The sequence below is a fragment of the Achromobacter sp. GbtcB20 genome (genome assembly GCF_019091095.1).
GTDB lineage: Bacteria > Pseudomonadota > Gammaproteobacteria > Burkholderiales > Burkholderiaceae_B > Achromobacter > Achromobacter mucicolens.
The window spans coordinates 1-413 of sequence record NZ_JAGXJZ010000263.1 but is presented as its reverse complement, the minus strand read 5'-3'; the positions used below and the strand labels follow the sequence as shown (position 1 = coordinate 413).

Annotated in this window: 1 pseudogene; it reads right to left on the bottom strand. The window is 68.8% G+C overall.

Going from position 1 to position 413, the window contains the following annotated elements:
- Positions 1-413 (bottom strand): annotated as a pseudogene (locus KVT32_RS28895) (error-prone DNA polymerase); the annotation flags it as partial.

The following is a 413-nucleotide window of genomic DNA, read 5'->3' as shown; positions in this document are numbered from 1 at the left end:
CCTGGATCTGGCTGAAGATCTGCTCGGCAAACGCCAGGTCGTAGCCGCGCTCCAGCATGCCGCGCACGATGCGCCCGTAATACTGCTCCAGCCCGCCCTTGCGCTTCCAGGCCGCCATCGCGCGCCGCAGCTGGTCGGCCTCGCCCGGCGGGAAGCCGGCGCCGAGGATCGCCACCTGCATCACCTGTTCCTGGAAGATCGGCACGCCCAGCGTGCGCTCCAGGGCGATCTTCATCTCCTCGCTCGGGTATACGACGGGTTCGAGGCCCTGGCGCCGGCGCAGGTAGGGGTGGACCATGCCGCCCTGGATCGGGCCAGGCCGCACCACCGCCACTTCGATCACGAGGTCGTAGAACACGCGCGGCTTCATCCGCGGCAGCATGCTCATCTGGGCGCGCGACTCGATCTGGAAC